This is a genomic window from Streptomyces sp. NPDC029466, assembly GCF_055574515.1.
In genome coordinates this window covers 67,815-81,062 of record NZ_JBVHZH010000025.1, presented here as the reverse complement: position 1 = coordinate 81,062, position 13,248 = coordinate 67,815, and the positions used below count along the sequence as shown (strand labels likewise).

Annotated in this window: 9 protein-coding genes and 1 tRNA gene; 6 read left to right on the top strand and 4 right to left on the bottom strand. The window is 72.4% G+C overall.

Annotated elements, in window-relative coordinates:
- Positions 1-51: 51 nt before the first annotated feature.
- Together ACZ4XD_RS20190 and ACZ4XD_RS20185 are read right to left on the bottom strand one after the other, a co-directional pair.
- A tRNA-Met gene (locus ACZ4XD_RS20190) sits at positions 52-125 on the bottom strand.
- 86 nt (positions 126-211) lie between these two features.
- Entirely contained in the window at positions 212-1,855 is a 1,644-nt protein-coding gene (locus tag ACZ4XD_RS20185) for an ABC-F family ATP-binding cassette domain-containing protein (protein WP_468043857.1), read from the bottom strand.
- A 54-nt stretch (positions 1,856-1,909) separates the two neighbouring features.
- Between ACZ4XD_RS20185 and ACZ4XD_RS20180 the strand changes: the two genes are divergently transcribed.
- Positions 1,910-2,680: an enoyl-CoA hydratase/isomerase family protein gene (locus ACZ4XD_RS20180; RefSeq protein ID WP_468043855.1), complete on the top strand. Its 771-nt coding sequence runs from the start codon at positions 1,910-1,912 to the stop codon at positions 2,678-2,680.
- Positions 2,681-2,716: 36 nt separating this feature from the next.
- Here ACZ4XD_RS20180 and ACZ4XD_RS20175 read toward each other — a convergent pair whose 3' ends face one another.
- Both ACZ4XD_RS20175 and ACZ4XD_RS20170 read right to left on the bottom strand, forming a co-directional pair.
- Positions 2,717-3,361, bottom strand: a complete 645-nt coding sequence (locus tag ACZ4XD_RS20175) for a DJ-1/PfpI family protein (RefSeq protein WP_468043853.1) — start codon at positions 3,359-3,361, stop codon at positions 2,717-2,719.
- A gap of 80 nt (positions 3,362-3,441) precedes the next feature.
- Positions 3,442-4,413: a GlxA family transcriptional regulator gene (locus tag ACZ4XD_RS20170; protein WP_468043851.1), complete on the bottom strand. Its 972-nt coding sequence runs from the start codon at positions 4,411-4,413 to the stop codon at positions 3,442-3,444.
- 135 nt (positions 4,414-4,548) lie between these two features.
- Here ACZ4XD_RS20170 and ACZ4XD_RS20165 point away from each other — a divergent pair, with 135 nt between their 5' ends.
- The 5 genes from ACZ4XD_RS20165 (at position 4,549) to ACZ4XD_RS20145 (ending at position 13,197) form a co-directional block, all read left to right on the top strand.
- Complete coding sequence (locus ACZ4XD_RS20165) at positions 4,549-5,418, top strand: SCO6745 family protein (RefSeq protein WP_468043849.1); 870 nt, start codon at positions 4,549-4,551, stop codon at positions 5,416-5,418.
- A gap of 242 nt (positions 5,419-5,660) precedes the next feature.
- Positions 5,661-8,102 (top strand): Tex family protein, encoded by a 2,442-nt coding sequence (locus ACZ4XD_RS20160; protein WP_468043847.1) that lies wholly within the window; start codon positions 5,661-5,663, stop codon positions 8,100-8,102.
- A 145-nt stretch (positions 8,103-8,247) separates the two neighbouring features.
- On the top strand, positions 8,248-9,654 hold the full coding sequence (locus tag ACZ4XD_RS20155) for a DUF2201 family putative metallopeptidase (RefSeq protein WP_468043845.1): 1,407 nt from the start codon (positions 8,248-8,250) through the stop codon (positions 9,652-9,654).
- Positions 9,651-11,549, top strand: a complete 1,899-nt coding sequence (locus tag ACZ4XD_RS20150) for an ATP-binding protein (protein WP_468043843.1) — start codon at positions 9,651-9,653, stop codon at positions 11,547-11,549. Before ACZ4XD_RS20155 ends, ACZ4XD_RS20150 begins: the two co-directional genes overlap by 4 nt.
- Before the next feature lie 388 nt (positions 11,550-11,937).
- Entirely contained in the window at positions 11,938-13,197 is a 1,260-nt protein-coding gene (locus tag ACZ4XD_RS20145) for a Cmx/CmrA family chloramphenicol efflux MFS transporter (protein WP_468043841.1), read from the top strand.
- The last annotated feature ends 51 nt before the right edge of the window (positions 13,198-13,248 follow it).

Here is a 13,248-nt window from a genome sequence, read left to right as displayed (position 1 = left end):
AAGAACAGCAGGTCCGGTGCCTGAGCACCGGACCTGCTGTTCTGTCTTCAGTAGCGGGGACAGGATTTGAACCTGCGACCTCTGGGTTATGAGCCCAGCGAGCTACCGAGCTGCTCCACCCCGCGTCGGTGAACACCACAGTACGGGTCGGCGGCCTCAGGGCCAAATCGATAATCACCACGGGTGCCGCGGGCCGCCGCTCCCTGGGTCCTCACACCGCCCGGTCGGTGATCCGTCCCCCGGCGACCTCGATGCGGCGGGTGGTGTGCACGGCTTCGAGCATCCGGCGGTCGTGCGTGACCAGCAGCAGGGTGCCCGGGTAGGAGGCGAGCGCGGACTCCAGCTGCTCGATGGCCGGCAGGTCGAGGTGGTTGGTCGGCTCGTCCAGGACGAGGAGGTTGACCCCGCGGCCCTGGAGGAGGGCCAGCGCGGCCCGGGTCCGCTCCCCCGGTGACAGGGTGCGCGCCGGGCGCAGCACATGTGCCGCCTTCAGGCCGAACTTGGCGAGCAGGGTGCGCACATCGGCGGGCGACAGATCCGGTACGGAGGCCCGGAAGGCGTCCATCAGCGGATCGTCGCCGAAGAACAGCCCGCGCGCCTGGTCGACCTCGCCGACCACCACGCCGGGGCCGAGCGACGCCTGCCCGGCGTCCAGGGGGAGCCGGCCGAGGAGGGCGGCGAGCAGAGTGGACTTGCCGGAGCCGTTGGGGCCGGTGATGGCGACCCGGTCCGCCCAGTCGATCTGGAGGTCCACCGGGCCGAAGCGGAAGTCGCCGCGCCGCACGCCGGCACCGCGCAGGGTGGCCACGACCGCGCCGGCCCGGGGTGCGGCGGCGATCTCCATCCGCAGCTCCCACTCCTTGCGCGGCTCCTCGACGACGTCGAGCCGCTCGATCAGGCGCTGGGTCTGCTTGGCCTTGGCGGCCTGCTTCTCGGTGGCCTCCACCCGGCCCTTGCGGGCGATCTTGTCGTTGTCGGTGGCCTTGCGGCGGGCGTTCCTGACGCCCTTCTCCATCCAGTTGCGCTGGGTGTGGGCGCGGGTTTCCAGAGCGGCCTTGGTGTCGGCGTACTCGTCGTACTGCTCCCGCGCATGGCGCCGGGCCCGCTCGCGCTCCTCCAGGTAGGAGGTGTAGCCGCCGCCGTAGGTGTTGACCTGCTGCTGGGCCAGGTCGAGTTCGACGACGCGGTTGACCGTACGGGTCAGGAACTCGCGGTCGTGGCTGACCAGGACGGTGCCGGCGCGCAGCCCGGTGACAAAGTCCTCCAGCTGTCCGAGGCCGTCCAGGTCGAGGTCGTTGGTCGGCTCGTCGAGCAGGAAGATGTCGTAGCGGGAGAGCAGCAGGGAGGCGAGCGAGGCGCGGGCGGCCTGGCCGCCGGAGAGCGTGGTCATCGGCTGGTCGAGGCCGATGGTCAGGCCGAGCCGGCCGGCGATCTCCTCGGCGCGCTCGTCGAGGTCGGCGGCGCCCAGGGCCAGCCAGCGCTCCAGCGCGGTGGCGTAGGCGTCGTCCGCGCCGGGGCGTTCCTCGACCAGCGCCTGGGTGGCGGTGTCCAGCGCGAGCTGGGCGCCGGCGACGCCGGTGCGGCGGGCGAGGAAGGCCCGTACGGTCTCTCCCGGGCGGCGGTCGGGTTCCTGCGGGAGGTGGCCGACGGTGGCGGTGGGCGGGCCGAGTGTGAGGGTGCCCTCCTCCGGGGTGTCCAGGCCGGCCAGCAGGCGCAGCAGGGTGGACTTGCCCGCCCCGTTGGCGCCGACGAGGCCGATCACATCCCCGGGAGCGACGACCAGATCGAGACCGGAGAACAGGACGCGCTCGCCGTGGCCGGCGGCGAGGTCTTTGGCGACGAGAGTTGCTGACATCAGGCCGCCGATCGTATCGGGCCGGGAACTGGCCGGCGCTCTAATATCCGGGGCATGGAACCCGGTCTGAAGACGCATGTGAGCGACGGCACCGCGACCGTCACCATCAGCAACACCGGCAAGCGGAATGCGATGACGGTGCAGATGTGGCGGGATATGCCGCCGTTGCTGGAGCGGCTGGCGGGTGATCGTTCCGTCCGGTCACTGGTGCTGACCGGCGAGGGCGGGACGTTCTGCGCGGGGGCGGACATCGGCACGCTGCGGGACGGGGCGGGTGAGTCGCAGGGCCTGGCGGTGGCGGCCGAGGAGGCGCTGGCGGCGTTTCCCGGGCCGACGCTGGCGGCGATACGTGGCTACTGCGTGGGGGGCGGCGCCCAGTTGGCGGCCGCGTGCGATCTGCGGTTCGCGGAGGAGGGCGCGCTGTTCGGGGTGACGCCGGCCAAGCTCGGGGTGGCCTATCCGGCGTCCGCCACCCGGCGGCTGGTCCGGCTGGTCGGGCTCTCCGCCGCCAAGTACCTGTTGTTCTCCGGGGAGTTGATCGACTGTGCGCGGGCGCTGCGGACGGGCCTGGTGGACGAGGTGCTGGCCGAGGGCGAGCTGGGGAAGCGGGTGGCGGAGTTCTCGGCCGTCCTCGCGAGCCGGTCGCTGCTGACCCAGACCGCGGCGAAGGAGCTGGCCAACGGGACGTGGGACGTGCCGCCCGCCGAGGCCGAGGAGCGCGGCGCGTACTGGGCCGCGCAGGCGCGCGCGAGCGGCGACACCGCGGAGGGTGCCGCCGCCTTCCTGGAGCGCCGGGCGCCGCGGTTCACGTGGCCCACGGGCTGAGGCCGCGGGTCGGAGGTGGCGGCGGTCGGCCCGCCCCTACTTCTCGCCGGTCAGCACGAAGCGGCTGAGCTCCCGCATCGCCGCGGTGACCTCGGCCGGCGCCTTGTCCGGGGAGCCCGCGTCATAGGGCGGCTGCGGGTCGTACTCGATGCCGAGCTGGATCGTCTGCGCCGCGGTGTCCCCGGCGATCCGGCCGGCCAGCGCCAGCCCCATGTCGATCCCGGACGAGACCCCGGCCGCCGTGACGTACTTGCCGTCGAAGACCACCCGCTCCCCCGTCGGCTCGGCGCCGAAACCGGGCAGCTGGTCGAGTGCCAGCCAGTGGGAGGTCGCCCGGCGCCCACGGAGCAGACCGGCGGCGCCAAGGATCAGCGAACCGGTGCACACCGAGGTGGTCCAAGTGGTGTGGGCGTCCACGGCGCGGATCCACTCGTGCAGCGGGCCGTCCGTCATGTGCGCGAGCTGCCCGGGGCCGCCCGGCACGACGAGGATGTCCGGCGCGGTGACCTCGTCCAGCGTGGCGTCGGCGACCAGTGCGAGCGACCCGAGGTCGTTGCGGTACGGGCCGGTGCGCTCGCCGACGAACACCGTCTCCGTGTCCGGCAGCCGGCTGAGGGTTTCGTAGGGGCCGACGGCGTCCAGCGTGGTGAAGTGGTCGTAGAGAAGGATCGCGAGCTGCATCTTCGGTTCCTGTCGTCGGTGGAGGGTGCCGGCGCGGTGAGTTCGTGCCGGCGCGGTGAGTTCGTGGCGGCCGGTGGGTTTCAGGCCGTGGGGACGGGCGGTCCGGCCGGCTGGAACCGGCGGCGGTATTCGGCCGGGGAGGAGCCCAGGACGCGGAGGAAGGCGCGGCGCATCGCCTCGGGGGTGCCGTAGCCGCAGCGGCGCGCCACCTGCCCGATGCCGTCGGCGGTGTCCTCCAGGCAGCGGCGGGCGGCCTCCAGCCGTACCCGGTCGACATAGCGACCCGGTGTCATGCCGGTCTCCTCGCGGAAGGCCCGCGCGAAGTGCCGCGGGGAGAGCCGCGCGCGGGTGGCGAGGGCCTCCACGGAGAGATCCGCCTCCGGGTTCTCGGTGATCCACTGCTGGACGTCACGCAGCGGCCGGCGCTGCGCGGTCTGGGCGGCGAGCTGGGCGCTGAACTGGGTCTGGTTGCCCGGCCGGCGCAGGAAGACGACCAGGTGGCGGGCGATGGCCAGCGCGAGGTCCCGGCCCAGGTCCTCCTCGACCAGCGCCAGCGCGAGATCGATCCCGGCCGTGACGCCCGCCGAGGTGGCCAGATCCCCGTCCCGTACGTAGATCGGCTCAGGGGCGACCCGGACGGCGGGATAGCGCGCGGCGAACTCGTCGCACAGCGCCCAGTGGGTCGTCGCCCGGCGCCCGTCCAGCAGCCCGGCCTCGGCCAGCAGGAGCGCGCCGCTGCACACCGAGACCTTCCTGCGGGCCCGGGGGGCGTGCGTCCGCAGCCAGTCGATCAGCCGCGGGTCGGGCTGGCAGGTGCCTTCGCCGCCGGGTACCAGGAGGGTGTGCTGCGGTGCGGTGTCGGTGAGCGCGAGGTCCGGGGTGAGCGCCAGGCCGCTGGAGGTGCGGACCGGGCCTCCGTCCAGGCTCGCGGTGCGGATCCGGTAGGCGCCCGGCACGCCGTGGTTCGCCCCGGCGAAGACTTCGACCGGTCCGGTCAGATCGAGGCTCTGGAGGCCGTCGAAGAGGACGACCAGCACATCGCGCTGTTCCATGCCCTCCATCCTGGAGAGCCGGGCGAAAGGCGGCAATGACGAATTTCCCACCTTTGCTGCCATCGAACGGGATCCCCGAGCCACCGGAGGCACCCTCCCCCTAGCCTCATACCGAGCGGTCGGTAACCTGCTGCCATGACTGCTACGAGTGCACTGCCCGAGAAGGCCGGCCGCACCTGCCACAACGTCGTCAACCCGTTCCACTCCACGCACTACTTCGCGCCGGAGCTGTCCGAGGAGATGGCGAAGCTGGGCCTCGACAACCGCAGCGCTGCCTACTTCGCCTGTCGTGGCGCGGCCATGGGTGCCGTGGGCCCCGGCACGATCACGGCCACCTTCTACAACTTCAACCACGAGCTCATCACCCAGCACGTCCCGCACATCTGGTCCGTCACCACGCCGCAGCAGGTGCTCGACGCCCGGCTGCGCGCCACGGACGCCACGCTGCGCCGGCTGCTCGGCACCGAGGCCGTCGAGTCGCCGGAGATGGCGGAGGCGGCGAAGCTGGCGCTGCACGCCGCCGAGGCCTGCACCCGCCGGGCCCGGCCGCTCTACGCCGCGCACGCCGATCTGCCGGTGCCCGAGGCCCCGCACCTGGCCTACTGGCACGCCGCGACGCTGCTGCGCGAACACCGCGGCGACGGCCACCTGATAGCGCTGCTGGACGCCGAACTCGACGGCCTGGAGGCGCTGGTCACCCACACCGCCACCGGCCGGGGCATGAGCCACCGGGGCATCATGGCGACCCGCGGCTGGACCGAGGAGGACTGGCAGGCCGCACAGGAGCGGCTGCGGTCGCGGGGGCTCCTGGACGACGGGGGCGAGCTGACCGAGGCCGGAGTCCTGCTGCGCAAGGAGCTGGAGCGGACCACCGACCGGCTGGACCGGGCCCCGTACGAGCACCTGGGCGCCGAGGGCGTGGCCCGGCTCACCGAGCTGGCGACCGGCTTCACCACCACCGCCATGAACGCCGGGGCCTTCCCCGCGGTGCTGTTCGGCAAGTGATCCGGAGCGTATCGGTACGTTCCGGTGCGTAACGCACCCTCAGAAGCGGTGCCCCCCGGTCGCCGGGGTGTGCGGACGTCTTCGCGCACCCCGGCGCCAGGGGTGTCAGCGGATCCCGCCCGCTTCCGGGCGGACGAGGTGACGCCACGGACACCCCCGGCGGCTGGGCGGCGCGACAGTCCGGCCCGCCACCCGGCACAATGCAGGCTCAAGCAAGCGCTGGAAGGCGGGTCTGGATCAACGTGACGGCATCCACTGAGCCCATCGGGGCCCTCGGGTCCATCGAAGCGAGGATCGCCGGGGAGCTCGGCGTCAAGGAGCGGCAGGTGAAGGCCGCGGTCGAACTGCTCGACGGCGGCTCGACCGTCCCGTTCATCGCGCGCTATCGCAAGGAAGCCACCGAGATGCTCGACGATGCGCAGCTGCGCTCGCTCGAGGAACGGCTGCGCTATCTGCGGGAGCTGGAGGAGCGGCGGACCGCGATCCTGGAGTCCGTACGGTCCCAGGGCAAGCTGGACTCCGCCCTGGAGGCGCAGATCCGCGGCGCCGACTCCAAGGCGCGGCTGGAGGACATCTACCTCCCGTTCAAGCCCAAGCGGCGCACCAAGGCACAGATCGCGCGGGAGGCGGGCCTGGAGCCGCTCGCCGACGGGCTGCTGAGCGATCCGTCGGTGGAACCGGCCGCGGCGGCCGCGGCGTTCGTGGACACAGACAAGGGAGTCGCCGATCCGGCCGCCGCCCTGGAGGGCGCGCGGGCCATCCTCACCGAGCGGTTCGGCGAGGACGCGGACCTGATCGGTGAGCTGCGCGAACGGATGTGGTCGCGCGGGCGGGTGGCGGCGAAGGTACGTGAGGGCAAGGAGGAGGCCGGCGCGAAGTTCGCCGACTACTTCGACTTCGCCGAGCCGTTCACCGAGCTGCCCTCGCACCGGGTGCTGGCGATGTTCCGCGGCGAGAAGGAGGAGATCCTCGATCTCAACCTGGAGCCGGAGGACCCGTCGGCGGCCACCGAGGGGCCGAGCTCCTACGAGCAGTCCATCGCGCACCGCTTCGGGATCACCGACCGGGGCCGGCCGGGCGACAAGTGGCTGCAGGACACCGTCCGCTGGGCCTGGCGCACCCGCCTCCAGGTACACCTCGGGATCGATCTGCGGCTGCGGTTGCGGCAGGCCGCCGAGGACGAGGCCGTTCGGGTCTTCGCCTCGAACCTGCGCGATCTGCTGCTGGCGGCGCCCGCCGGTACGCGCGCCACGATGGGCCTGGACCCCGGTTTCCGTACGGGCGTGAAGGTCGCCGTGGTGGACGCGACCGGCAAGGTGGCCGCCACGGAGACCATCTACCCCCACGTGCCGCAGCAGAAGTGGGACGCCTCGCTGGCCACGCTGGCGAAGCTGGCCCGTGAGCACGACGTCGAACTGATCGCGATCGGCAACGGCACCGCGTCCCGCGAGACCGACAAGCTGGCGGCCGATCTGATCGCCGCCCAGCCGGAGCTGAAGCTGACGAAGGTGATGGTGTCCGAGGCCGGCGCCTCGGTGTACTCCGCCTCCGCGTTCGCCTCGCAGGAGCTGCCCGAGCTGGATGTGTCGCTGCGCGGCGCGGTGTCCATCGCCCGCCGGCTGCAGGACCCGCTGGCCGAGCTGGTCAAGATCGACCCGAAGTCGATCGGCGTGGGCCAGTACCAGCACGATCTGTCCGAGGTGAAGCTGTCGCGTTCGCTGGACGCGGTGGTCGAGGACTGTGTGAACGGGGTCGGGGTGGACGTCAACACCGCGTCCGCGCCGCTGCTTTCGCGGGTCTCCGGCATCGGCTCCGGCCTCGCCGAGAACATCGTGGCCCACCGTGACAGCAACGGCCCGTTCCGCTCCCGCAAGGCTCTCAAGGACGTGGCGCGGCTCGGCCCGAAGGCGTACGAGCAGTGTGCGGGCTTCCTGCGGATCCGGGGCGGCGACGACCCGCTGGACGCCTCCAGCGTGCACCCCGAGGCGTACCCGGTGGTGCGCCGGATGGTGAAGTCGGCGGATACCGCGGTGGGTTCGCTGATCGGCAACACGGCGGTGCTGCGCACCCTGAAGGCCGCGGACTTCGTCGATGACTCCTTCGGACTGCCGACGGTGAGCGACATCCTTCAGGAGCTGGAGAAGCCGGGCCGTGACCCGCGCCCGGTCTTCAAGACCGCGACCTTCAAGGAAGGCGTGGAGAAGATCGGCGACCTGGCGCCCGGGATGCTCCTGGAGGGCGTGGTGACCAATGTCGCCGCCTTCGGGGCGTTCGTGGACGTGGGCGTCCACCAGGACGGTCTGGTGCATGTCTCGGCGATGTCGAAGAGCTTCGTCAAGGACCCGCGGGACGTGGTGAAGCCGGGCGACATCGTGCGGGTGAAGGTGCTCGATGTCGACATTCCGCGCAAGCGGATCTCGCTGACGCTGCGGCTGGACGACGAGCACGGCAAGGGCGCGTCGGCGGGTGGCGGCGAGCGGCGCGCCGGCGGCGAGCGCCGGGGCGGCAACGGCGGCGGAGCGCGCGAGGGCGGCCGGGGCGGTGCGCCGCGGCAGCGGCAGGGCGGCGGCGGACCGCGCGGCGGTGACCGCCGGGGCGGCCGCGACGCCGGACCGGCCAACGACGCGATGGCGGACGCCCTGCGGCGGGCCGGGCTCCTGGGCAAGGACCGCGGCGGCCGCTGAGGCGGCCGCCCGGTGTCCGGCGGCAGCGGGCCGGTCCCGCTGCCGCCGGTCCCACCCGCCGTCGCTCCCCTCGTAGCACCTCCCGCCGTGCTCCGTTGTCAGTGCCTCCTGATACGAAAGGAGGCAGCTGAGAACGGGGGCGGGCATGGCGTACGACACGACAACGGTGGGGCACCGGCCGGTGGTTGATCTGACCGACCGGCGGGCCCTGGAGGGCTGGCGGCCGGCGGCACCGGACGTGATCGCGGAGGCGCGGCGGCTGAAGGAAGCCGCGCTGCTGGATTTCGGGCTGACGGAATCCGTGGTGGCGTCCTGGATCTACGCCAAGTGCCACCACCAGATCCCGACGACGGCCGTGGCGACCGCCGCCGTGGTGGCCTCCGGGGACGGCAGCTGTCCGCTGCTCTACAACCCCGACTTCTTCGTCCGGCTGGGCCTGGAGGGCGTGAAGTTCGTCCTCTTCCATGAGGCGCGGCATCTGGTGCACCGCCATCTGTTCGCCGATCCCGAGCTGCGCGCGGACCCGGTCTTCACCCTCGCCGCCGAGGTCGCCATCAACCATGTCGCCCTGGTCCGGCTCGGCCGCAAGGAGCTGCCGCAGCTCGACGGCCGGCCCACGGGGGTCGACCCGCGCGAGATCCACCGCGACTACACCGACGATCTGACGGCCCAGGGACTCGAACCGCTCGGCTACGACGCCTTCGTCGAGACGGACATGACCGTGTTCTCCGAGCTCAAGCGCATGCGGCAGCCGCCCGTCCCCGCGGTGCCCTGCATGCATCTCACGGACCCGGAAATGACGGACGGCGATCAGCCGACCCTCGCAGAGACGGTGTCCTCCGCGCTGGTCAACGCCGTGCTGGCGGCGCGGCGCGGACACCCGGGCGCGGAGCGGGAACTGCTCGATCTGATGGACCGTACGGACGGCACCTCGGAGCATGCGAGCCGGGTGTGGGGGCGGCTGGGCGCGGGGGCGCTGCGCGGCGCGACCCCGCGGACGGGGAAGGTCGACTGGTGGCAGCGCTGGCTGGTCGATGTCCTCGCGTCCAAGCTGCGGGAGGGCGAGCGGCTGGTCTATCCGAAGAAGCGCGGCGCCCTGCTCGCCGCGCTGGGCCACGATCCGATGCTGTCGCGGAGCGGCCCGGTGCGGGAGAAGAACCTCGTGATCGCGTACGACACCTCGGGGTCGATGCCCGCTGCGGTGGTCGACTGGCTGACGGAGCTGGTGGGCTCGATCGACGGGGTGGCCGCCCACTGGCTGTCGTTCGACGGTGTGGTGATGCCGTTCCGCCCCGGGGAGAAGGTGTACGGCGGCGGAGGCACGAGCTTCCAGGCGGTGGCCGACTACGTCGAGGGCCGCAGCACGGTCGACGGCCGCGGCTTCGACGAGATACCGGACGCCGTGGTGATCCTCACCGACGGCTACGCCCCGCACATCACCCCCGCCGAGCCGGACAAATGGATCTGGCTGATCACGGCGGGCGGCGACGACTGGCCCGACCACCACACCCCGCCGATGGCCTGCCACCGTGTGACGACAGGAGACCGATGAGCACGACCACGCCGACCGCCGCACCTCTGGGCACCGCGGCGAGCGCGCAGACCCCGCCGCCCCGCCCCGCGGGATGGCGGCCCAGCGCCACCTACCCCGAGCCCCCGGAGGGCCGGCCGGGGGTGTCCCGGCTGGAGTCGTTCATCGACGCGATGATCGACATGGGCCAGACCGGCCAGATCTTCGGCGAGCACGGCATCGGCAAGACGGCCACCTTCTTCTCCCATCTGCCCGCGGCGTACCCCGACGCCGAGCTGGTCTTCGTGCCGGCCGCCAATCTCACCCCGGACGATCTGCTCGCCAACGCTCCGGTGCGCGATGCCAAGACGGGCGAACTGGTGCTGCGGCAGCTGGTGATGAGCCAGTTGCGGCCCGGCAAGCCGTTCGTGCTGCTGATCGACGACTCGCTCCAGGCGGGTGCCACGATCCAGTCACAGCTGATGCAGATCGCCTGCAACTGGACGCTGGGCGAGTACGACCTGCGGGAGCTGGGCTGCATCGGCGTCTTCCTGACGGACAACGAATCGCTGGCGGAGACGGCGGCCCGGCGCAGCGATCTGGCCGTACTGGACCGCATGGTGACGATCCGGATCACCGCCAACGACACCTCCTGGCGGCAGCAGCTCGCGGCGAAGTACCGCGACTGGAATCTGCGCGAGGTCTTCACCCTCTGGGCCAGCCTCTCCCCGGCCCTGCGCGAACTGCTCTCCCCGCGCACCCTCGACCACCTCCTGGCCAATGCCCGGGAGGGCTTTCCGCTGCGCTGGGGACTGCCGCTGGTCAATGGCGAGCGGCTGCGACTGGCCGAGCAGAAGGACAACGGCAGGCCGGGCAAGGACCGTACGACCGAGGTGCTGGACCGGATCGCGGCGGCGGTGGGCGCCGCCAACCCCGCCACCCTCCCCGATCCGGTACGGGCCGTGGTGCGCGCGGCGCTGCGCAACCGCTGGTCGGTGCTGTTGCAGGGGCCGCCCGGGTGCGGCAAGACGGAGCTGGTCCGCGAGACCGTCCGCGAGGGCCTCGACGGGCGCGAGCCGCTGTATTTCTCGATGCCGGTGACCAATGTCGAAGACCTCTGCGCACCGATCCCGACCACCGACGGCTCCCTGGACAACCTCCTCGCCGGTTCGTTCCTGGGTCCGGAGCCGAAGGCGATCGTCTGGGACGAGTACAACCGCCCCAAGGACAAGGCGGCTTTCGCCAAGCTGATGGAGATCACTCAGGAGTGGTCCCTGGCGGGGCGCCGGATCGAGAATCTGCGGGCGCAGATCGCGGTGCAGAACCCGCCGTACCACCTCGGCCGCAAGCTTCTGGTCGCCCGGAACAACATCGCGCAGGCGACCCGCTTCACCGTCTCGCTGACCGTCGAGCCGGGCGACATCCCGGCCAACGAGTGGCTGATCGAGAAGTACGGTGCCGTGGCCGAGACGGTCCTGGAGTGGTGGAAGCACGACATCGACGAGGACGGCCGGGCCTGGATCACCAAGCGCACCATGGAACGGCTGATCAAACTCCACCAGCGCGGACTGCCGTTGGAAATGGGCACGGTCTACCTCGGTGACGGTGAATACGCTCCGGTGTCGCTGACCGCTCTCCTCGACCGGCTCAGCAACCGCCCGGTCACCGGTCTGCGCGAGCTGGCCCGGGAGGTCGATGCCTGGGAGGCGCGGCTGCGGACGGCGGCACGGGCGTCGAGCGAAGGCTCCAACGACAGTGATCTGGTCCACCAGGTCCTGGCCAACGCGGAGTTGTCGCAGCTGAAGCAGCATCAGGCCGCGGTGGCCCGACTGGTGGCCCTGCTCCCGCCGAAGCTGCGCTCCACCTACCTGGTGGGGGCGTCGAGCGAGGTCCAGCGCTTCTGGATCGAGGTCTTCGCACTGATACCCCGCGGCTGAGCGACAGCGCGAGGCAGCCGGCGGGTCGCCGCCGGCTGCCGCAGCCGAATTGCGTGGACGGGGCCGCATGGCTCGGTTAGTCTGCGCCCATGTCCAGCCCCGAGGCATCAAGACGCTAGCCACCGGCCGTCCGGTGGCTCCTAGCGCTGTCTCGCGGTCGCGCCGTCGCCTCGTCGTCGCACACCACCCGGGCACGTCTCCTGCCACCGGATCGCCGTAGTGCGGACTGTTTTGACCTGATGCGGCGTCATTTCCCGGACGCTCCAGGTCCTTTCGCGCGGTAGTCACGCGTGCCCGGCCGGACGGTCGCTCCCTTCACCTCCCCACGGGCACCGCTGCGTCTGCCGTCGCGCCGTGTCGATCCACCCTGTGGTTGCGGAGTGTTGCTGTGCCTTTCGTTCTCTATCTGCTCGGCCTTGCGGTGTTCGCCCAAGGCACCTCCGAATTCATGCTGTCCGGCCTGCTGCCGGACATCGCCCGTGAGCTGGATATCTCGCTCTCCGCCGCCGGAGCGCTGACCTCGGCCTTCGCCGTGGGCATGGTGGTCGGCGCGCCGCTGCTGGCGCTGCTGAGCCTGCGCTGGCCGCGGCGTCGCGCGCTGCTGGCCTTCCTGGTCACGTTCCTGCTCGTCCATGTCCTCGGGGCCGTCACCCCGGACTACGGAGTCCTGCTGGCCACCCGGGCCGTCGCGGCGCTGGCCAATGCCGGGTTCCTGGCGGTGGCCCTGGCGACCGCGGCCTCGATGGTCGCCCCCGACGCCAAGGGCCGCGCCACCGCCGTCCTGCTCGGGGGCACCACCATGGCGTGTGTCGCGGGTGTGCCCGCCGGTGCGCTGCTCGGTGAACTGTGGGGCTGGCGCTCGGCGTTCTGGGCGGTGGCGCTGGTCTCGGTGCCTGCCGTCCTCGCGATCCTGTGGTCGGTACCGGCCACCCCCGCCCCGCGGTCGGTTGCGGAGGGCCCGCGCGCCGGGGCCGAACTGCGTGCTCTGCGCAGCCCCCGGCTCGTGGTGCTGCTGCTCCTCGGCGCCCTGGTGAACGGCGCGACCTTCTGCGCCTTCACCTATCTCGCGCCGCTGGTCACCGAGGTCACCGGACTCGGCTCCGGCTGGGTGCCCGTCCTGCTGGCGCTCTTCGGCCTGGGGTCGTTCGCCGGGGTCAGCGGGGCCGGGCGGCTGGCCGACACCCGCCCCCGCCGCCTCCTGGCGCTCGGCGGACCGGCCCTGCTCACCGGATGGATCGCGACGGCGCTCGCCGCCGGGAACCCCGTGGCCGTGCCGGTGCTCCTCCTCGTTCAGGGGGCGCTGTCGTTCGCCGTCGGCTGCACCCTCGTCTCACAGGTCCTCTACGCGGCGACCGGGGCACCGGCCCTGGGCGGCGGGTTCGCCACCGCGGCGCTCAACGTGGGCGCGGCGCTCGGCCCCTGGTGCGGCGGCGCCGCGCTCACCGCGGGGCTCGGCTACCGCTCGCCGCTGTGGGTGAGCGCCCTCCTGACGGCGCTCGCCCTCGTCGTCGGGGGCCTGGCGCTCGTGCCCTGGCGCCGGCCGGCCACGGCCCCGCACCGGGCGGCGCGGCCGTCCCGTACGGCGGAGAACTCCGCAGCCCCCTCCACCACAGCGGGCGAACCGGCGGACGGCCGACGGGTGCGGTGAGCCGCCGGCCGCCCGCCCGGAGCGGAGGGGCGGCTCCCGCCCACGAGGATC